The organism is Variovorax sp. GW821-FHT10D07 (genome assembly GCF_059415325.1).
In genome coordinates this window covers 969,895-988,905 of sequence record NZ_JBWKMZ010000002.1, presented here as the reverse complement: position 1 = coordinate 988,905, position 19,011 = coordinate 969,895, and the positions used below count along the sequence as shown (strand labels likewise).

Sequence of the window (19,011 nt, the reverse complement as noted above, 5' to 3'; positions counted from 1 at the left end):
GGTCAGGAGCGACGAAGGGACGGGGAGGCGGCGCTTACTGCGGCGGCTGCTTCTTCTGCACGTTCCAGTACAGCACCCCCGGCGAGGGCAGCAGGCCGGTGATCACGCCGCGGCGCACGGCCGTGGGCGCCCTGACTTCGCCCAGCGGCGCGAGCACGCCGTTGTCGAGCACCAGCTGCTGGATCCGCGTCGCGATCTCCTTGCGCTGCGCGAGGTCGGTGGTGGCGATGAACTTCGACTTCAGCGTCTCGAGCTCGGGCACCGTGGGCCAGCCGAAGTAGCCCTGGTCGCCGTTGCCGGTCAGCGGGCTGTAGCCGATCGGGCTGCTTGCATCCACGCCGCCCCAGAAGGTGATGAAGGCGTTCCAGCCGCCGTTCTCGGGCAGGTCCTTCTTGGTGCGCCGGGTCACCAGCGTGGCCCAGTCGGTGGTCTGCACGTCGACGTTGAAGCCGACCTGCTTGAGCAGCTGGCCATACACCGCCGGCAGCTTGTTCAGCGCGGGCGAGTCGCCCGGCAGCAGGATGACCACGGGCTTGCCGTCGTAGCCCGATTCCTTGAGCAGCTTGCGCGCTTCCTCGAACTGCGGCTTGCCGGTGTAGAAGCCGGTCTTGTCGCTCGCATAGGTCGAGCCGCAGAGGTAGATCGAGATGCAGGGCTTGTAGAAGTCGCGGAAGGTGGCCTGGGCGCGCAGCAGTGCCTCCTGGTTGATGGCGAGCATCGCGGCGCGCAGCGCCTTCGGGTTGTCGAAGGGCGGCACCTTGTGGTTGTAGACCACCGTGTAGGGGCCCGCGGGCATCACGTCGACCAGCTCGATCTTCTCGTTGGTGCGCATGCCGGCATAGCCCGAGCTGGGCACGGTCTCGAGCATGTCGACCTCGCCGTTGAGCAGCGCGTTGGCCTGCGTCTGCGGATCGCGCAGCAGCACCCATTCGACGCGGTCCACGTGCACCACCTTGCCGCCGGCCAGGCCCGAGGCCGGTTCCTTGCGCGGCACGTAGGCCGTGTTCTTGCGGTAGACGATGCGGTCGCCGGGGCGGAAGTCCTCCTTGGCGAGCGTGAAGGGGCCCGAGCCGATCATCTCCTCGATCTGCCGGTCGGCCGGCGTCTCGGCCACGCGCTTGGGCATGATGAAGGGCACCAGCGGATTGGGCTTGCCGAGCGCGTCGAGCACCACGCCGAAGGGCTGCTTGAAGCTCATGCGAAAGCCGTTCGGGCCCTCGGCCGCGATGCTGTCCATGGCCTCGTACATCTTCTGGCCCAGCGTGTCGCGCTTGGCCCAGCGCGCGAGCGAGGCGATCACGTCCTGCGAGGTGACCGGCGCGCCATCGTGGAACTTCAGGCCCGGGCGCAGCGTGAAGGTCCAGACCTTGTTGTCGGCGCTCGCGCTGTACTTGTCGACCATCTGCGGCTTGATCGCACCCTTCTCGTCCATCGCGAACAGGGTGTCGTAGATCATCAGGCCGTGGTTGCGCGTGATGTTCGCCGTGGTCCAGATCGGGTCGAGGATCTTGAGGTCGGACGAGGGCACGGTGCGAAGCACCGTCTCGGCGCCGGCGCCGGCGCCGAAGGTCAGGGCCAGTGCCGACAGGGCGGCTGCCGCGGCGTGGCGCGGCGAGAGATGGAGTGCCATGGAGCCTTACTTCTTTCGGGAGGGAGCGGAGGACGGAGGAACGGGGGCGGGCAACGATTCCTTGCTCTCGCGCAGTTGCTGCAGCAGGAATTCGAAGATGTCGCGCGTGCGCTCCTCGGAGTCGATGAGCTTGCGCAGGATGCGGTGCAGGCTGTCGACCTCCGCGGCGCTCAGCGTGTCGAGGAAGCGCAACTCCATCTCGTGGCCGAGGGGCTCGGCACGCAGCACCATGTCGAGGCCGGTCTCGCTCAGGCACAGGCAGATCTGGCGCGCGTCCTCGGTGCCGACGTGGCGCTCCACCAGTTGGCGCTGCACCAGCGAGCTCACCAGCTTGGAGACCAGCGTTTTCTCGATGCCGCAGGTCTGCACCAGCTGGCCGATGGTGATGCCGGGCGCGCCGCCGATCATGCGCAGCAGGCGCACGTCGCGGATCGAGATCCCGAGCTCGACCTCGTAGACCCGTGAGCCGCGGTCGCGCGTGCGCTCCGAGGCGATGTCCATCAGGACGTTGAGGTAGTCGGTCTTGAGTTGCAGCGGGGCGTGCATGAGCTTGTAGGAGAAATCTTCAATAGTTGAAATGTTCAACTATCTAGGCGACCTACGCAAGCTCCGGGCCAGATGGCGAGGGAAATCCCCTAGGACGGGGACTTCCGAGGGAAATCCGTGGAAAAGGGAGGCGGCGGACCGTCGCGCCCGCGCCCGGGCATCACCGATCCGGTGCGCCGGACGCACCGGCGCAGCGCCCGGTGCACCCGCAGGCGTATCGGATCAGGCCGCGTCGCGCCGCACGATCACCTGCCCATTTCGCGCCCCGCTGTGCGCGCCATCGCGCCAGGTCAGCGCGCCATTCACGATCACCGCCTCGATGCCTTCGGCCGCCTGCGTCGGCTCCTGGTAGTTCGCGGTGTCGCGCACGGTCTTCGCATCGAACACCACCACGTCCGCGTGGTGGCCGGGCTTGAGCGTGCCGCGCTCGTGCAGGCCGAAGTTGCGCGCCGTGAGGCCGGTCATCTTCCACACCGCGGTCTCGAGCGGGAACAGGCCGACGTCGCGGCTGTAGTGGCCCAGCACGCGCGGGAAGGTGCCCCACAGCCGCGGATGCGGCTTCTCGCCGAGTGGAATGCCGTCGGAGCCGATCATGGTTTCGTCGAAGGCGAGGATGCGCTGCACGTCGTCCTCGTCCATCATGAAATAGATCGCGCTGCCGGGCTGCAGCCGCCTGGCGGCCTCCTCGCCCGACACGCCCCAGTCGGCCGCGATGTCCTTGAGGTCGCGGCCCGCGCATTCGGGATGCGGCACGCTCGATGCGATCAGCACGCGGCCGTCCATCATGCCGCGGTCGGTGCGGATCATGGTCGAGCCGGCCGTGTAGGGATAGCAGTCGAGGCCGATGCACTGGTGCTTCATCGCCTCCTGGATGAAGGGCAGCGTGACCTTGGTCTTGCCGTGGTTCTGCACGTTCTGCACCTTGTGGTGCGACACCACCACCGGGATGTCGAGCGCGCGGCCGATGGCGAAGGTCTCCTCGAGCGATTCCATCACGCGGTCGGCCTCGTCGCGCATGTGGGTCACGTAGAGCGCCTTGCGCGACGTGAGCGGGCGACCCACCTCGATGATCTCCTCGGTCGTGGCCTTCACCGCGGGCGGGTAGAAGGTGCCGGTCGACAGGCCGATGGCACCGGCCTGCATCGCTTCCTCGACCAGCGCCTGCATGGCCGCGATCTCGCTCGCGGTGGCGGGGCGGTCGAGGTCGGCCATGGTCACGGCGCGCAGCGTCGAATGGCCCACCATCGCCGCCACGTTGACCGAGGAGGGCGTGGCGCGCAGCGCGTCGAGGTAGGCGGCGAAGGTGGTGAAGCGGCCCTCGACCGGCGAGTCGAGCAGGCTCAGCGGCATCGGCAGGTCCATGTCCTCGCGCAGCGGCGCGGCGCTGATGCCGCAGTTGCCCGCGATCACCGTGGTCACGCCTTGGGACACCTTGAACGGCATCTGCGCCTGCGACAGCACCGCCTGGTCGTCGTGCGTGTGCGAGTCGATGAAGCCCGGCGCCACGATGCGGCCCGTGGCGTCGAGCACCTGGTCGGCCGTATGGCCCTCGAGCTTGCCGATGGCGGCGATGCGTCCGCCCGAGATGGCCACGTCGGCCTCGAAGCGCGGCGCCTTGGTGCCGTCGATCACGGTGCCGCCGCGGATCAGCAGGTCGTGGTGGGTGGGGTTCGACATCGCGTTCTTTCCTTTGTCTGTTGTGAGTGCGTGTTCAGCGGAAATGGCAGGCCACCAGATGGCCCTCGGCCTCGCGCGGCGTGAGCGCGGGCTGCTGCTCCTTGCACACCGCCTGCGCCATCGGGCAGCGGGTGTGGAAGCGGCAGCCCGAGGGCGGGTTCGCGGGGCTCGGCGGATCGCCCTGCAGCAGCATGCGCCTGGCGGGCGTGCGCGGGTTGGGCACCGGCACCGCCGACAGCAGGATCTCGGTGTACGGATGGCGCGGCGCCGAGAACAGCGTGTCGCGGTCCGCGATCTCGACGATGTGGCCCAGGTACATCACGGCCACGCGGTGGCTGATGTGGCGCACCACCGCGAGGTCGTGCGCGACGAACAGGTAGGCGATGCCGAATTCGGCCTGCAGGTCCATCAGCAGGTTCACCACCTGCGCCTGCACCGACACGTCGAGCGCCGACACCGGCTCGTCGCAGACGATCAGCTTGGGCTGCAAGGCCAGGGCGCGCGCGATGCCCAGCCGCTGGCGCTGCCCGCCCGAAAACTCGTGCGGGTACTTCTTCGCCGCCTCGGGCCGCAGGCCCACGCGCGAGAACAGCCAGCGCACGCGCTCCTCGCGCGCGGCCGCGTCGGCCCCGCCGAAGTTGCGCAGCGGCTCGGCCACGATCTCGCCCGCGGTCAGGCGCGGATTGAGCGAGGCGTAGGGGTCCTGGAAGATGATCTGCAGGTCGCGCCGGCGCTGGCGCATCTGCGAGGGCGACAGTCCCACCAGCTCTTCGCCGTCGAGCTGCACCGAGCCCGCGCTCGGCTCCACCAGACGCAGCACCGACTTCGCGGTGGTCGTCTTGCCGCAGCCCGATTCGCCGACCAGCGCGAGCGTCTCGCCGCGCGCCACCGAGAACGACACGCCATCGACCGCCTGGATCGGCGGGCGCGCCGGCCGCAGCCAGCGCTTGGGCGAAACATAGTGCTTGCGCAGCTCGTGCACGCGCAGCAGCGGCGTGGCCTCGGTCGTCGTCGTGCTCATGCCTCCACCTCCTGTTCGACCGAAGCCGTGGCCCAGCCTTCCTGCACCGCGAAGCAGGCCACCACGTGGCCGCCGTCGGCGTCGTTCGCATCGCCCTGGCGCGTGAGCCGCGGCGTCTCGTGCCGGCAGCGTTCGCGCGCCGAGGCGCAGCGCGCCGCGAAGGCGCAGCCGCGGCCCAGTTCGTGCGCGGCCGGCACCAGCCCCGGGATCTCGGTGAGCCGCGCGCTCGCGGTGTTCATCGCGGGCATCGAGGCCATCAGTGCGCGCGTGTAGGGATGCAGCGGCCGGTCGAACAGCTCGACCACCTCGGCCTCCTCGACCTTCCTGCCCGCGTACATCACGACCACGCGGTCGCAGCTCTCGGCCACCACGCCCAGGTCGTGCGTGATCATCACCACGCCCATGCCCAGCTCCTTCTGCAGCCGCTTGATGAGGTCGAGGATCTGCGCCTGGATCGTCACGTCGAGCGCCGTCGTGGGTTCGTCGGCGATCAGCACCTCGGGGTTGCAGGCCAGGGCCAGCGCGATCATCACGCGCTGGCGCATGCCGCCCGAGAGCTGGTGCGGGTACTCGTTCACGCGCCGCTCGGGCTCGGGGATCTGCACCAGCCGCAGCATCTCGACCGCGCGCTGCAGCGCCTCGGCGCGGCTGGCCTTCTGGTGCAGCTGCACCGTCTCGGCGATCTGCCGGCCCACGGTCAGCACCGGGTTCAGCGAGGTCATCGGCTCCTGGAAGATCATCGAGATGCGGTTGCCGCGGATCTGGCGCATCTCGCGCTCGCTCAGCTGCATCAGGTCGGTGCCGCGCAGCCGCACCGCGCCCGCGTGATGGCCCGGTGGCGTGGGCACCAGCCGCAGGATCGACAGCGCGGTCACGCTCTTGCCGCAGCCCGATTCGCCGACCACGCCGAGCGTGCGGCCGGCGCGCACGGTGTACGACACGCCGTCGACCGAGCGCACCACGCCGGCCAGCGTGTGGAAGTGGGTGCGCAGCGCGTCGACCTCGAGCAGCGGCTCGCCGGTCGCGAGCGCGACGCGGGACAGGGGAGTGGTCATGGGGCGTCGTCCCTCAGAGTTGGCGCGCCAGGCGCGGATCGAGCGCGTCGCGCAGCCCGTCGCCCACGAGGTTGATCGCGAGCACCGTGGCCGCGAGCAGCAGGCCCGGGTACAGGATGATGTGGAAGGCCACGGCGACGAAGTTGCGCCCCTCGGCCATCATGTTGCCCCAGCTCGGCGTCTGCGCGGGCACGCCCACGCCGAGGAAGGACAGCGCCGCCTCGGTCAGCACCGCGGCCGCCGCGACGAAGGTCGACTGCACGATCAGCGGCGCCACCATGTTGGGCAGCACGTGGCGCCACAGGATGGTCGGCAGCCGCGTGCCCACCGCATGCGCGGCTTCCACGAACAGCTGCTCGCGCAAGGTGAGCGCCAGCGAGCGCACCAGCCGCACCACGCGCGGTATCTCGGGAATGGTGATGGCCACGATCACGGTCGTGAGGCTGGCGCGCGTGACCGCCATCAGCGCGATCGCCAGCAGGATGCCGGGGATCGCCATCAGCCCGTCCATCACGCGCATCACGAAGCCGTCGATGCGGCGCACGAAGCCCGCCAGCAGCCCCAGCACGATGCCGAAGACGGTGGCCAGCACGGCGACCGAGGCGCCGACGATCATCGACACCTGGCCGCCCCACACCGCGCGGCTGAACACGTCGCGGCCCAGCGCGTCGGTGCCGAACCAGTGCTCGGCCGAGGGCGTCTGCATGCGCGCCAGCGGGTCGATGTCCTGCGGGTCGTGGGTGGCGATCCAGGGCGCGGCGATCGACAGCGCGGCCACCGCCAGCAGCAGCAGCAGGCCGACGATCAGCGTCGGGTGCTTGCGCAGCCAGCGGAAGCGCGGCGGGACGAAGGGCACGATGTCGGCCTCGGTGCTGGCCGGGGTGCTGGCCGAAGTTGGGTGCGTGTCGCTGTCGCTCATGGGGAGTACGGTGGACATGGCGCGGTTCAGTACTGGATGCGCGGATCGAAGAAGCGGTAGCTCAGGTCGATCAGCAGGTTGATCAGCACGTACACGCCGGCCGACAGCAGCAGCACGCTCTGGATCACGGGATAGTCGTGGCGCTGCACCGAATCGATGACCAGCCGGCCCACGCCGGGGATCGCGAACACGGTCTCGGTGACCACCACGCCGCCGATCAGCAGCGCGATGCCCACGCCCACCGTGGTGGCGATCGGAATGGCAGCGTTGCGCAGCGCATGGCCCAGCACCGGCAGCACGCCCAGGCCCTTGGCGCGCGCGGTGCGGATGTAGTCCTCGTGCAGCACCTCGAGCACGGTGGCGCGCGTCATGCGCGTCACCAGCGCGATGTAGACCAGCGCCAGGTTCACGCACGGCAGCACCAGCCCGAGCAGCCAGTCGGTCGGACTCTGGCCGAAGCGCACATAGCCCTGCACCGGGAACCACGGCAGCTGGATCGCGAAGGCGTAGATCAGCAGGTAGCCGACCAGGAACACCGGCACCGAGAAGGCCAGCACCGCGAACAGCATCACCAGCCGGTCGATCCAGGTGCCGGCGCGGTAGGCCGCGAGCGTGCCCAGCGGCACCGCCACCACCAGCGTGATCGCCATGGTGAGCAGCGCGATCGACACCGTGGGCTCGAGCCGCTGCCCGAGCAGTTGCGACACCGGCACCTGCGTGAAGATCGAGGTGCCGAGGTCGCCGGTGGCGAGCCGGCCGAGCCACAGCGCGAACTGCTGCCACAGCGGCAGGTTGAGGCCGAGCGCGGCGCGCAGCTTCTCGATGTCCTCGCCGGTGGCGAGGTCGCCCGCGATCAGCGCGGCCGGGTCGCCGGGCGAGAGGTGGATCAGCAGGAACACCACCACGGCGACCACCGCCATGACCGGGAGCGTCGAGAGGAACCGACGGAGGATGTAGCCCATGGCTTCGAGGTTCTCGTGGCTGGGGAGGAGGGCTTACTTGTCGAGCATCCAGACCGTCGGCATGCCGGCCCAGAGCTTGTCCACGCCCTTGAGGCTGGAGCGCGCGGCGAACGCGGCCGAGTACTGGCCCGCGTTGATGTAGGGCACGGCCTCGTAGGCGCGCGACTGGAAGGCGTCGAGCAGTTCCTTGCGCTTGGCCGGCACCGTCTCCTTGAGCCAGGCCGTGCGCAGCTCGTCGAGCTTCTTGTCGCAGGGCCAGCCCGGCAGGCTGTTGCCGCAGGCCGCGCTCAGGTAGGCGTTGGCGATCGGCGAGTTGGCGTCGAACTCGCCGGCCACCGTCACGTACATGTTCCACCCGCCGGCCTCGGGCGCATCGCGCTTGGCGCGGCGCGCGCCGATCGAGGCCCAGTCCATCGTCTGCGCGTCGACGTTCAGGCCGATGCTGCGCATGGTCTGCGCGGCCATCAGCGCCTCGGCGTTGAGGTAGGGCACGTCGCTGGGCACCAGCAGCACCACCTTCTCGCCCTTGTAGCCGGCGTCGGCCAGCATCTTCTTGGCCTTGGCCACGTCGGCCTTGCGGAAGGGCTCGGCGCCGGCCGCGGTCTCGTTCGGGCTGCCGCAGATGAAGTAGGTGGCGCAGTAGCTCATGCGCATGTCGAGCGGATAGCCCATGGCCGCGACGAAGCGCTCCTGGCTCACCGCCTGCAGCAGCGCCTGGCGCACCTTCGGGTCGTTGAAGGGCGCGTGCAGCTGGTTCATCACCAGGAAGGCCTGGTAGGCGCCGCCCGAGCCGATCTTCACGTTGCTGTCGGTGCGCAGCGGCGCGATGTAGTCGGGCGGCAGCTGCTCGACCAGGTCGACCTCGCCGCGCTTGAGCGCCGCGACCGCGCTGTTGGCGTCGGGCAGGTAGAGCCACTCCACGCGGTCGAAGCTGGTCTTCTTGCTGCCCGAGAGGCCGCTCGGCGGCTCGCTGCGCGCCACGTAGTTGGTGTTGCGCACGAACACCGCCTTGTTGCCCGGCACCCATTCGTCGCGCTTGAAGACGAACGGGCCCGAGCCCACGACCTCGGTCAAAGGCGCGGTGGCCGGCATCTTCGCGATGCGCTCGGGCAGGATCACCGGCGGAAAGCCCGAGGGCTTGGCCAGCCCGTCGAGCACCATGCCGAAGGGCTCGGTCAGCGTGAGCGTGAAGCTATGGGCATCGACCGCCTTCCACTCCGCGCCACTGGCCACCATCGCGCGGCCCAGGCTGTCGCGCGCGGCCCAGCGCTGCAGCGAGGCGATGGCGTCGGCCGAGGTCACGGCGCTGCCGTCCGAGAACTTCAGGCCCGGGCGCAGCGTGAAGCTCCACTGCTTGCCGTCCTTCGAGGTGCTGTACTTCTCGACCATCTGCGGCTGCGGCTTGCCGTTCGCGTCCTGCGCGAACAGCGTGTCGTAGACCATGTAGCCGAAGTTGCGCGAGATGTAGGCCGTGGTGAAGGTCGGGTCGAGGATCTTCAGGTCGGCATGCGCGACCACGCGCAGCGTCTTGGGCTGCTGCTGGGCCGGCGCGTGCAGGCTCGCCGTGGCGAGGGCGAGTCCGCCGAGACAGGCGGCGAGAAGGCGGCGTGGTGAAGTCATCGCGGAACTCCGTGGGCTGAGGAAAAAGGGAAGGGAACGAGGGAGAAAGAAAAAACGAGGCGTCAGGCCGTGGCGCCGATCGGCCACTTGGGCAGCCGCGCCTTGCGGTAGGGCAGGGTGCTGAGGTCGAGCGTGACCGCGCCCGGCGCACCCGCATAGATCACGTGCTTGGCGACCTTCGAGTACGAGGCATAGAAGTGCTGCGAGGACTTCACCACCACGATCTTCTTGGCCGCCAGGTCGCAGCCCAGTTGCGTGAAGAGGTCGGTGCCCATCGCCTGGTTGCGCAGCGTGATCAGCACGATCTCGATGCCGTTGGCTTCCACCAGCGCGCTGTCGCCCATCAGCACCGGCGTGCCCGCCAGGCCGGTCATCACCAGGTCGCGCTGCAGCGCCTTCACCGTGCACTCGAGGTCGATCGGGTCGCCCGAGAGCGGGCTGATCTTGCCGCCGATGCGCATCGTGAGCTTGGCGCCCACGCCCGCGTCGAAGGCGATGCGCACCGCGATCGGGTCCCACATCGGGCCGAGCGCCGCGTTGGTGATGCCGCGCTCGACCATGCGGCGCAGGATGAAGGTCGAATCGCTGGCCGCGCCGCCGCCGGGGTTGTCGGCGCCATCGGCCAGCACCACCGGGCCGCCGTCGAAGGCCAGTGCCGCGTCGAGCGAGGCGTCGATGCCGGGGTAGGGGACCGTGAGCGCGTCGCGCATCGCGATCACCTCGTCGGCCAGCTGGCGCGCCAGGGCCTGTGCCTTGGCCGCATCGCCGTCGGTGTAGACCAGCAGCTTGGTGCCCATCTCGGGCACGTCGCCCCACGAGAAGCCGTGCGTGAGCGAGACCGAGAGCACGCCGTCCTTGCCCTCGAGCGACTGCATGCGCTCGACGAAGCCGCGCGCCGGCTGGCGCGAGGTGTGGACCGTCACGATCATGTCGCAGTCGACCATCGCGGCCACCGGCTTCACCTTGCCCTCGACCTGCGCCGCACAGATGTCGACCAGCTCCATGCCGCGTTCGAGCACGTCGGTGTGCGGGTACTCCTTGAACGAGATCATCAGGTCGGCGTTGGCCACCATCTCGGGCGTGAGGTGGTTGTGCGGATCGAGCTCGGCGCCGATCACCACCTTCGGGCCCACGATCTCGCGCACCCGCTTCAGCAGGTCGCCCTCGCAGTCGTCGTAGCCGTCGGCCACCATCGCGCCGTGCAGGCCCAGCAGCACCATGTCGACCGGCAGCACCGCGCGCAGGTCGGCCAGCAGCTCGTCGCGCAGCGTCTCGTAGGCGTGGCGCGTGGTCGTGCCGCTGGGCTGCGCGCCGGCCACCATGCCTTCGAACAGCGTCCAGCCGCGCTCCTTGCCGCGGATGCGCGCGGCCCACAGCGGGCCCGAGAACAGCGTCATCGCTTCGGGATGCTTGCCGGCGGGGAAGTAGCCGCGGTCCTTGAACGAGGCCAGGCCCGTGGGCATGGGCGCGAAGGTGTTGGTTTCGGTGGCGAGGGAGGCACTGAAGACACGCATGGGGTTTCTCTTGTTCTCGGGGTGGAGGGAAGAAGGAAGGAAAAGGGGCGCCGCGCCTCAGGCCGCGACCTTGCTGCGCAGCCGCTGCGGCCCGAGCATCTCGGCCGTGAGCCCGAAGCCCGCGATGCGCTCGGGCAGCGGCAGCCCGCGTGCCAGCGCCGCGCAGGCCTCGCCCATCGCGGCCGAGGTCTGGATGCCGTAGCCGCCCTGCGCCGCGACCCAGAAGAAGCCCGGCGCCTCGGGATCGAAGCCGCCGACCAGGTCGCCGTCGGCCACGAAGGAACGCAGGCCGGCCCAGGTGCGCGTGGGGCGGCGGATCGAAAGCGTGGTCACCTGCTCGATGCGGTCGATCGCGATCGCGATGTCGAGCTCCTCGGGCTGGATGTCCTGCGGCTCCACCGGATCGGCATTGGCCGGCGAACCGAGCAGCATGCCGGCGTCGGGCTTGATGTACCAGTCCTCGTCGGCGCCGAACACCATGGGCCAGCGCGCGGCCGTCGCGGCCTCGCCCTCGGGCGGCGCGAAGATGAAGGCCGAGCGCCGGCGCGGCTCGATGCCGATGGGCGGCACGCCCGCGAGTCGAGCCACGGTATCGACCCAGGCGCCCGCCGCGTTGAGCAGCACCGGGGCCTCGTAGCTGCGCCCGCCGGCCTGCACGCGCCAGACGTCGCCCACGCGCTCGATGGCCGTCACGCCCGCATCGCACACCAGCTGCCCGCCCGCGCGCCGCATGCCGCGCAGATAGCCCTGGTGGATCGCATGCACGTCCATGTCCGCCGCATCGGGTTCGTAGACCGCGCCGATCACCTGCTCGGGCCGCAGCGCCGACACCATCGCGCGCGCTTCGTCGGCACTGAGCCGGCGCGGATCGCCGGGCATGCCCTGCAGCACCTGCCAGTGTTCTTCGAGCTGCGCCTCCTGGCCTGGGCCCGCGATCATCATCGCGCCGCGCGGCGTCAGCAACGGATGCTCGGCGAAGCCCGGCGGCGGGTTCTCGAGAAAGGCCCGACTGGCCATCGTGAGCGCGCGCACCTGCGGCGTGCCGTAGCTCTCCATGAACAGCGCCGCCGAGCGGCCCGTGGAGTGGTAGCCGGGCTGGTTCTCGCGTTCGAGCAGGATCACGCGGGCATGCGGCGCGAGCCAGTGCGCCACCGAGGCGCCGGCGATGCCGCCGCCGATCACGAGGAAGTCGGCGGTGGCGGTGGTGTGTTCGGTCGTTGTCATCGCGGCGGAGTGTAGGAACAAATTTGCGTATCCGCAAATTATCGAAAGCCCTGAGTTCCTTTGACGTCGTCTCGTGCAGAGTGAGGACGCGGCGAGGGGCCCAGGACGTTCGTTGCACCATGGCGGTGAAATTTGCGTACTTGCAATTTGCGCATACGCAAATTCCGGGCCCGGCCGCGGCGGCCCGGCGGTGGAGGGGCGGCGGATGGACTGGCAGAATCCTGCGCATCACAAGAGAGAGCCAAGCGTGAATCCACATACAGGGACCAAGCAGGCGGCGAAGCCGAAGGAGGCCGCGCCCACGCTGGACCGCACCACTTTCGGTTATCGCCTGCGCACCGCGCGCAAGCGTTTCGGCTGGACGCTGGCGCAACTGGCCGAGCGTTCGGGCGTGTCGATCACCACCATCTCGCGCGCCGAGCGCGGCCAGCTCGCGCTGGGCTACGAGAACTTCACCGCCCTGGGCCGCGCGCTCGACATGGACATGAACGCCATGTTCGCGGGCGCCGGCGTCAAGCCCGCGCAGTTCGACGGCCCCGTCGTCACGCGCGCCGGCAAGGGCGTGGTGTACCGCGGCCTATCGATCGCCTACGAGTTCCTCGGCACCACTGCCGCCGGCAAGCAGATGAGCCCCATCGTCGGCGTGGTGCACGCGCGGCGCATCCACGGCCCCGAGGACTTCGTGCGGCACTCGGGCGAGGAGTTCGCCTATGTGCTCTCGGGCGAGATCGAGGTGCACTTCGACAACGGCGAGGTGGTGCGGCTGGGGCGGGGGGATTCGCTCTATTTCGACAGCCGGCTCGGGCATGCGTACATCAGCGTGAGCCGGCAGCTGGCGAAGATCGTGGGGATGACGATCGGGGAGAGCGGGCACATGAAGTCGGCGCGGGAGGCGCCGGAGGTGGAGGCGGTGGCGAAGAAGAGGATTGGGCGCGCAGGCAAGGCTTGAGGGTGGCACTACCTCGAACTTCCGCAACGGTGCGCCGATGCTGTCACGGGCACTGCCTCAGCCATAGGCAAACCACTCGTCGACCTTCTTGATGCCGTAGTCGATCGCTCGATCCAGATCCTGGAAGTGCCACTCGGGAGCAGGCCTCCCGGTTGGCGTGACCAGAGACAGGAAAGCCGCTGTGCATTTGTCGGAGGTCACGGCGACGATGGGATACGCCGGCTCGTCGGGCTCGGCGTCCGAATCCTTGAACTGCGAGACGTCCTGGAAGACTTGCAGCAGCGTGTTTCCCCAGCGATAGGTGAGATCCCGAAAGTCGAGGATGAGGCAGTCGGCATCGAATGAATGGACGCCATGCAGCGCCTTCGTGGCGATGTACGCACCGTGCGCGTTTCCCATCGATCCGTCCGGATACTCGCCATGGAAAGCAGCGACCAGGATCGTGCGGCGAGGTGCCTGGGTGGCATCGACCAAGTAGAACCTGCACCCGATACCGGCGGGTTGAAAGACCTTGACTTCGTTCAACGAATAGTTCGGCATGGGTGCTGAGGAGGGTTCGTTGCGGTCGGGATCGACGCCATGAAGCCATGGCGTCGGCTGTGGACCGGATTCTGCATGGTGACGGGATTCATCGGCCACGAGTCGCCGAAACGGCCGGTCTACAGCCTCCCGCGCATTGGCGCCCCGCACGCCTTTGCGCCGACCAGCATTCGACTCGGGTATCTCCGCAGTCGAACTCCCATCTAATTCTTGCCGCGTAGCATCCGCGCCGCCCACGATGAAGCGATGCGCCGTACGCAAACCCGGCCGGGCAGGATGGACGAATGAACACGAGAAACAAGATCGCGACGCTGCTGGTCGTCGCGGCTGCTGCCGTTGGCGCGGCCTTTGCCTATGCGTGGGAGCCGGCCATCGCGGCCTTGCCCGCGCCACCGCCGCCCGGCGGCGACCAGGCGCTGCTGGTGCGAGGTTCGCACGTGGCCAGCACGGGCGACTGCATGGTGTGCCACACGGCCGCTAACGGCAAACCCTTCGCGGGCGGCCTGCCGCTCAACACGCCCTTCGGCACGATCTACAGCACCAACATCACGCCCGATGCCGAGACCGGCATCGGCACCTGGTCGCTCGAGGCCTTCACGCGCGCCATGCGTGCCGGCGTGTCGCGCGACGGGCACCTGCTGTACCCGGCCTTTCCCTATCCGCATTTCACGCGCATGTCGGACGAGGACATCGGCGCGCTCTATGCGTACCTGATGGCGCGCACGCCGGTGCATGCGCCGGCCAGGGCCAACCAGCTCACGTTCCCGCTCGGCTTCCGGCCGCTGGTCGCGGGCTGGAACCTGCTGTTCCTGCAGAAGGGCCCGCTGCCCGCGCCCGGCACGGCGCAGTCCGACGAATGGCTGCGCGGCCGCTATCTGGTGGAAGGGGCGGCGCACTGCGCGGCCTGCCACACGCCGATGAACCTGCTCGGCGCCGAGAAGAGCAGCCAGCCCTTCGCGGGCAACCTGATCGACGGCTGGGAGGCGCCGCCGCTGAATGCGCTGGCCAGCGCGCCCAGGCCGTGGACGAAGGAGCAGCTCGTGTCTTACCTCCGCACCGGCCTGGCGAGCGAACACGGCGCGGCCGCGGGGCCGATGCTGCCGGTGACGCAGCACCTGGCCGACGTGCCCGAGTCGGACGTGCGCGCGATCGCGACCTACATCATGGGCATGCAGCCCGCGGCCCCCGCCGCGGCGCAGGCCGAGCCGGCCAAGGCGACGGCATCCGCCTCGGTTGTCGCCGCGGCAGCGCCCGCGGGCCAGCGCGTCGATGCCGGTGCCGCGCTGTTCAACGGCTCGTGCGCCGGCTGCCACGGCGGCGCGGCGCCCATGCGCACCATCGGCGACCGGCCCGCGCTCGGCCTGAGCACGGCGGTCAATGCCGACAGCGCGCGCAACGCCATCCAGCTGGTGCTGGGCGGCAACCCGTGGGGCGGCTCGGCATCGGCGCACTACATGCCGCCGTTCGCCGATGTGCTGAGCGACGAGCAGATTGCCGAGGTGCTGCGCTATGTGCGGTCCAGCGCCACGCAGCGTCCGGCCTGGCCCGATCTGCAGAACGAGGTTGCGAAGGTTCGCAAGGAGAAGGAGGCACTGCCGAAATGATCACGCTCACCGTCAACGGCGTCGACCACGCGCTCGACATCGACCCCTCCATGCCGCTGCTGTACGCACTGCGCAACCACCTCAAGCTCAACGGCGCCAAGTACGGCTGCGGCCTCGGCCAGTGCGGCGCCTGCACCGTGATCGTCGACAAGCGCCCCGTGTTCTCGTGCCTGATGCCGGTGTCGGCGGTGGGCAAGCGCGCGGTGCGCACCATCGAGGGCCTGGGCAGCGCCGACAAGCCGGCGCCGATCCAGCAGGCCTTCATCGAGCAGCAGTCGGCCCAGTGCGGCTACTGCATCGCCGGCATGGTGATGCGCGCGCAGGCGCTGCTCGACGAGCGCCCGGGCGCCGACGAGGAAGAGATCCGCCAGCACATGCAGCCCAACCTCTGCCGCTGCGGCACCCACATGCGCATCGTGGCCGCGATCGTCGAGGCGTCGAAGACACTGGCCGGCACCGCGCGGCAAGGAGCATCGCGATGAGCCGCCCCGCACAGCGGCACGATGCCGCGCTGCGCAACCCGAGCCGGCGCCACTTCCTGGCCGCGGGTTCGCTGACCGTGAGCTTCTCGCTCTGGCCCGGCACCGCCGCGCTCGCCCAGCAGGGCAAGCAGGCCACCGAGGCGGGCGCGCCCAGCGCGCTCGATGCCGGCACCTCCAAGCTGCCGGGCGACCTCACCGGCACGCCCATGCTCGACGCCTGGATCCGCATCGACGAGCAGGGCCGCATCACCGTGTGGACCGGCAAGGCCGAGCTCGGCACCGGCATCCGCACCGCCTTCACGCAGATCGCCGCCGAGGAGCTGAGCGTGCCCTTCGAGGCGGTGCACCTCGTGACGGCCGACACCGCCGTCACGCCCAACGAGGGCTACACGGCCGGCAGCCATTCCACCGCCGACAGCGGCACCGCCATCCTCAACGCGGCGGCGCAGGTGCGCGTGCTGCTGGTGGGCTCGGCCGCCGGCAAGCTCGGCGTGGCGGCCGACACCCTCAAGCTGCGCGACGGTGTCATCTCCGCCCCCGACGGCCGCACCCTGAGCTACGGCCAGGCCGTGAGCGGCCTCGACCTGCACCGGCGCGCCGAGCCGCGCTCCGAGCTGGTCGATCCGAAGCAGCACCGCGTCATCGGCCAGTCGCGCCGGCGGCTCGACATCCCGGGCAAGGTCACCGGCGGCGCGAGCTACGTGCAGGACATGCGCCTGCCGGGCATGGTGCACGCGCGCATGGTGCGGCCGCCGTCGTACGGCGCCGTGCTGACCGGCGTCGACAGCGCGGCCGTCGAGAAGATGCCGGGCGTCGTCAAGGTGGTGCGCGACGGCAGTTTCCTGGCCGTGGTGGCGCAGGACGAGTGGCAGGCCATCCAGGCCATGCGCGCGCTCGCCGAGGCCGCGCGCTGGCAGGAGAACGCCTCGCTGCCCACGCCGGCCACCATTTACGACACGCTGATGAAGCTGCCCCGGCAGGAGATCCATGTCGGCGACCGCCATGGCGAGACCGTGCCCGCGGCAAAGACCTTGCATGCGCGCTTCACCAAGCCCTACCTCGCGCATGCGTCGATCGGCCCCTCGTGCGCGGTCGCGCAGTTCGACGCGCAGGGCAAGCTCACCGTGTGGACCCATTCGCAGGGCGTGTTCCCGATGCGCGGCGCGCTGTCGGAGCTGCTCGCTATGAAGCCCGAGGACATCCGCTGCGTGCATGTGGAGGGCTCGGGCTGCTACGGCCACAACGCCGCCGACGATGCAGGCGCCGAGGCCGCGCTGATCGCGCGCGCCGTGCCGGGTCGGCCGGTGCGGCTGCAATGGATGCGCGAACACGAGTTCACCTGGGAGCCCTTCGGGCCCGCGATGGTCACCGACGTGAAGGCCTCGCTCGACGCCAGCGGCCGCGTGGTCGACTGGCAGTACGAGATCTGGAGCAACTCGCACAACCAGCGCCTGGACAACGCGGGACGCTTCATCTCCGCGCAGTACCTCGCGAAGCCCTTCACGCCGGCGCCGCCCAAGCCCATTCCCATGCCCGAGGGCGGTGGCGACCGAAACAGCCTGCCGCTGTACAACTTCGCCAACTACAACGTCGAGCACCACTTCCTGCCCGACATGCCGGTGCGCGTATCGGCCATGCGCGGACTCGGCGCGTACATGAACGTCTTCACCATCGAGAGCTTCATGGACGAGCTGGCCGCCGCCGCGGGCGCCGATCCGGTCGAGTTCCGGCTGCGCCATCTCGACGACCCGCGCGGGCGCGACGTGGTGCAGCTCGCGGCGAAGAAGTTCGGCTGGGACCCCAAGCGCAAGCGCGTGCCGAACCGTGGCGTGGGCTTCTCATTCGCCCAGTACAAGAACCTGATGAGCTATCTGGCGCTGGCGGTCGAGGTGTCGATCGTGCCGGAGACCGGCGAGATCCGCATCGAGCGCGCCATCGCGGCCATCGACTGCGGCCAGGTCGTCAACCCCGACGGCGTGCGCAACCAGGTCGAGGGCGGCATCCTGCAGTCGGCCAGCTGGACCCTGTACGAGCAGGTGCAATACGACGCCCAGCGCATCCGCAGCTACGACTGGAGCCGCTATCCGATCATGCGTTTCTCGGACGTGCCGCGGAAGGTGGAGGTGCACATCATCGATCGGCCCGGGGCGCCGTTTCTGGGGACCGGCGAAGCTTCGCAGGGGCCGGCGCCTGCGGCGTTGGGGAATGCGATTGCGGATGCTACGGGGCGGAGGTTGCGGGGGTTGCCGTTGGCGGCGGGGCGGAGGCTTAGGGAATACAGCCGGACCTGAGGTTGAGGAATCTAAATTAGCTCAACTGTATATGCCCATAGTCGTTTTAATCCTTCGCTAGTCTCCCGTGAATAAGTGAGGCATTCGGGAAGGATAACGCTAACTCCGCCAGACTTTCGATTTCGACCCTCGTATAGCCAATAAATCGAAAAACCGAGCGCTTGGACTTTGGTTGCAAGAGGGGCCAGGTAAATATTTCCTGGTCCATTAGATCGATCAATTTCGTGTATCAACTTGCTCAACACGTCGGCCGTTGCAAATGGATCATTGGCCGGGGCGAATCGGCGGTTCGCGTACCAGTCTGGGCCTTTCGAAACTGCCCCACTTCCAAAGGAGCTAACTGCGCTTTGCTGATACATATCAGCTGCGAGCGAGGGAAAACCAAATACAGGATAGACCCGGGTGTAATTTTTATAATCAGCAACTTGAGCGATAAGTTTGTGATCGTAGCCAACGGAAATTATCAAGTGATCGGTTAGTTGATCCGCCGAGCTAGATCGATTTCGGCCACGATGTCCCGCAACGGGCCCTACTCGCTCGCTAGTGGTGGTTGAAAACGCTGTATCTTCTCGTTTTTTATAGGTTAGAGGCTCGGAATATAAGGCGGTGAATTCGCGGACGCCGATGTGCTCAAGCTTGGCTAACAAAAATATCAATACATGGCGCATGAAGCCAGTTATGTCAATGCAAACCGAAAGCCCATCGAGCGGCCCCGTGGCGGCGAGTAGCGAATCGACCTGCTTGATTTCATTGCGAGAATCAGGCCAAACGGTTTCTTCCATTAATCCTACGTCGGCACGATCGAAATGGTACTCTGGGTGCATTAGCCAAAGCTTGCGCTTGGCCGGAACGGCGGAAAATACCTCTCTGACTCTGTCGCTCGTGTTATATGCTGATATAAGAATATCGTGCTTTGGTAACTCAACGGTTATGCGCGAAACATCAATATCACGCCGATAGAACAGCGAGTAGTCCAT

16 protein-coding genes are annotated in these 19,011 nt (G+C 68.5%); 4 read left to right on the top strand and 12 right to left on the bottom strand.

What is annotated here, in order from left to right:
- Positions 1–34 precede the first annotated feature (34 nt).
- From AC07PU_RS09915 to AC07PU_RS09870, 10 genes are all read right to left on the bottom strand, one after another.
- Positions 35–1,630: an ABC transporter substrate-binding protein gene (locus AC07PU_RS09915; protein ID WP_296781627.1), complete on the bottom strand. Its 1,596-nt coding sequence runs from the start codon at positions 1,628–1,630 to the stop codon at positions 35–37.
- Positions 1,631–1,636: 6 nt separating this feature from the next.
- On the bottom strand, positions 1,637–2,176 hold the full coding sequence (locus tag AC07PU_RS09910; RefSeq protein WP_495317092.1) for a MarR family winged helix-turn-helix transcriptional regulator: 540 nt from the start codon (positions 2,174–2,176) through the stop codon (positions 1,637–1,639).
- Between the two features lie 222 nt (positions 2,177–2,398).
- Positions 2,399–3,853 (bottom strand): N-acyl-D-amino-acid deacylase family protein, encoded by a 1,455-nt coding sequence (locus AC07PU_RS09905; protein ID WP_296781629.1) that lies wholly within the window; start codon positions 3,851–3,853, stop codon positions 2,399–2,401.
- A 34-nt stretch (positions 3,854–3,887) separates the two neighbouring features.
- The gene (locus AC07PU_RS09900) at positions 3,888–4,874 is read right to left on the bottom strand and encodes an ABC transporter ATP-binding protein (protein ID WP_495317089.1); all 987 of its coding nucleotides are present in this window, start codon (positions 4,872–4,874) and stop codon (positions 3,888–3,890) included.
- Positions 4,871–5,929 (bottom strand): ABC transporter ATP-binding protein, encoded by a 1,059-nt coding sequence (locus AC07PU_RS09895; protein WP_495317087.1) that lies wholly within the window; start codon positions 5,927–5,929, stop codon positions 4,871–4,873. Before AC07PU_RS09895 ends, AC07PU_RS09900 begins: the two co-directional genes overlap by 4 nt.
- Positions 5,930–5,942: 13 nt before the next feature.
- The gene (locus AC07PU_RS09890; protein ID WP_495317267.1) at positions 5,943–6,848 is read right to left on the bottom strand and encodes an ABC transporter permease; all 906 of its coding nucleotides are present in this window, start codon (positions 6,846–6,848) and stop codon (positions 5,943–5,945) included.
- Between the two features lie 26 nt (positions 6,849–6,874).
- A complete protein-coding gene (locus AC07PU_RS09885) occupies positions 6,875–7,810 on the bottom strand; it encodes an ABC transporter permease (protein WP_296730357.1) in 936 nt (311 codons plus the stop codon).
- A gap of 33 nt (positions 7,811–7,843) precedes the next feature.
- On the bottom strand, positions 7,844–9,430 hold the full coding sequence (locus AC07PU_RS09880; protein WP_093349074.1) for an ABC transporter substrate-binding protein: 1,587 nt from the start codon (positions 9,428–9,430) through the stop codon (positions 7,844–7,846).
- Between the two features lie 62 nt (positions 9,431–9,492).
- Positions 9,493–10,944 (bottom strand): M81 family metallopeptidase, encoded by a 1,452-nt coding sequence (locus AC07PU_RS09875; RefSeq protein WP_203204995.1) that lies wholly within the window; start codon positions 10,942–10,944, stop codon positions 9,493–9,495.
- A gap of 57 nt (positions 10,945–11,001) precedes the next feature.
- A complete protein-coding gene (locus AC07PU_RS09870) occupies positions 11,002–12,168 on the bottom strand; it encodes an NAD(P)/FAD-dependent oxidoreductase (protein WP_495317083.1) in 1,167 nt (388 codons plus the stop codon).
- A gap of 247 nt (positions 12,169–12,415) precedes the next feature.
- Between AC07PU_RS09870 and AC07PU_RS09865 the strand changes: the two genes are divergently transcribed.
- Positions 12,416–13,117, top strand: a complete 702-nt coding sequence (locus tag AC07PU_RS09865) for a helix-turn-helix domain-containing protein (RefSeq protein ID WP_495317081.1) — start codon at positions 12,416–12,418, stop codon at positions 13,115–13,117.
- A 57-nt stretch (positions 13,118–13,174) separates the two neighbouring features.
- Here the strand turns inward: AC07PU_RS09865 and AC07PU_RS09860 are convergent, their stop codons facing one another.
- Complete coding sequence (locus AC07PU_RS09860; RefSeq protein ID WP_495317079.1) at positions 13,175–13,657, bottom strand: hypothetical protein; 483 nt, start codon at positions 13,655–13,657, stop codon at positions 13,175–13,177.
- Between the two features lie 284 nt (positions 13,658–13,941).
- Here AC07PU_RS09860 and AC07PU_RS09855 point away from each other — a divergent pair, with 284 nt between their 5' ends.
- The 3 genes from AC07PU_RS09855 to AC07PU_RS09845 are packed head-to-tail and all read left to right on the top strand — an operon-like array spanning position 13,942 to position 18,034.
- Complete coding sequence (locus AC07PU_RS09855) at positions 13,942–15,261, top strand: c-type cytochrome (RefSeq protein ID WP_495317077.1); 1,320 nt, start codon at positions 13,942–13,944, stop codon at positions 15,259–15,261.
- The gene (locus AC07PU_RS09850; protein ID WP_208508813.1) at positions 15,258–15,743 is read left to right on the top strand and encodes a (2Fe-2S)-binding protein; all 486 of its coding nucleotides are present in this window, start codon (positions 15,258–15,260) and stop codon (positions 15,741–15,743) included. The genes AC07PU_RS09855 and AC07PU_RS09850 overlap by 4 nt, the downstream gene beginning before the upstream one ends.
- Positions 15,740–18,034, top strand: a complete 2,295-nt coding sequence (locus tag AC07PU_RS09845; RefSeq protein WP_495317075.1) for a xanthine dehydrogenase family protein molybdopterin-binding subunit — start codon at positions 15,740–15,742, stop codon at positions 18,032–18,034. Before AC07PU_RS09850 ends, AC07PU_RS09845 begins: the two co-directional genes overlap by 4 nt.
- 11 nt (positions 18,035–18,045) lie before the next feature.
- Here AC07PU_RS09845 and AC07PU_RS09840 read toward each other — a convergent pair whose 3' ends face one another.
- Complete coding sequence (locus AC07PU_RS09840) at positions 18,046–19,011, bottom strand: hypothetical protein (RefSeq protein WP_495317073.1); 966 nt, start codon at positions 19,009–19,011, stop codon at positions 18,046–18,048.

Excerpts from the sequence above, each read along its gene's own strand:
- AC07PU_RS09855 (WP_495317077.1), top strand. The coding sequence starts at position 13,942 with ATGAACACGAGAAACAAGATCGCGACGCTGCTGGTCGTCGCGGCTGCT.
- AC07PU_RS09900 (WP_495317089.1), bottom strand. The coding sequence starts at position 4,874 with ATGAGCACGACGACGACCGAGGCCACGCCGCTGCTGCGCGTGCACGAG.
- AC07PU_RS09850 (WP_208508813.1), top strand. The coding sequence starts at position 15,258 with ATGATCACGCTCACCGTCAACGGCGTCGACCACGCGCTCGACATCGAC.
- AC07PU_RS09880 (WP_093349074.1), bottom strand. The coding sequence starts at position 9,430 with ATGACTTCACCACGCCGCCTTCTCGCCGCCTGTCTCGGCGGACTCGCC.
- AC07PU_RS09860 (WP_495317079.1), bottom strand. The coding sequence starts at position 13,657 with ATGCCGAACTATTCGTTGAACGAAGTCAAGGTCTTTCAACCCGCCGGT.
- AC07PU_RS09875 (WP_203204995.1), bottom strand. The coding sequence starts at position 10,944 with ATGCGTGTCTTCAGTGCCTCCCTCGCCACCGAAACCAACACCTTCGCG.
- AC07PU_RS09895 (WP_495317087.1), bottom strand. The coding sequence starts at position 5,929 with ATGACCACTCCCCTGTCCCGCGTCGCGCTCGCGACCGGCGAGCCGCTG.
- AC07PU_RS09910 (WP_495317092.1), bottom strand. The coding sequence starts at position 2,176 with ATGCACGCCCCGCTGCAACTCAAGACCGACTACCTCAACGTCCTGATG.
- AC07PU_RS09905 (WP_296781629.1), bottom strand. The coding sequence starts at position 3,853 with ATGTCGAACCCCACCCACCACGACCTGCTGATCCGCGGCGGCACCGTG.
- AC07PU_RS09885 (WP_296730357.1), bottom strand. The coding sequence starts at position 7,810 with ATGGGCTACATCCTCCGTCGGTTCCTCTCGACGCTCCCGGTCATGGCG.
- AC07PU_RS09870 (WP_495317083.1), bottom strand. The coding sequence starts at position 12,168 with ATGACAACGACCGAACACACCACCGCCACCGCCGACTTCCTCGTGATC.
- AC07PU_RS09840 (WP_495317073.1), bottom strand. The coding sequence starts at position 19,011 with ATGGACTACTCGCTGTTCTATCGGCGTGATATTGATGTTTCGCGCATA.
- AC07PU_RS09915 (WP_296781627.1), bottom strand. The coding sequence starts at position 1,630 with ATGGCACTCCATCTCTCGCCGCGCCACGCCGCGGCAGCCGCCCTGTCG.
- AC07PU_RS09890 (WP_495317267.1), bottom strand. The coding sequence starts at position 6,848 with ATGAGCGACAGCGACACGCACCCAACTTCGGCCAGCACCCCGGCCAGC.
- AC07PU_RS09845 (WP_495317075.1), top strand. The coding sequence starts at position 15,740 with ATGAGCCGCCCCGCACAGCGGCACGATGCCGCGCTGCGCAACCCGAGC.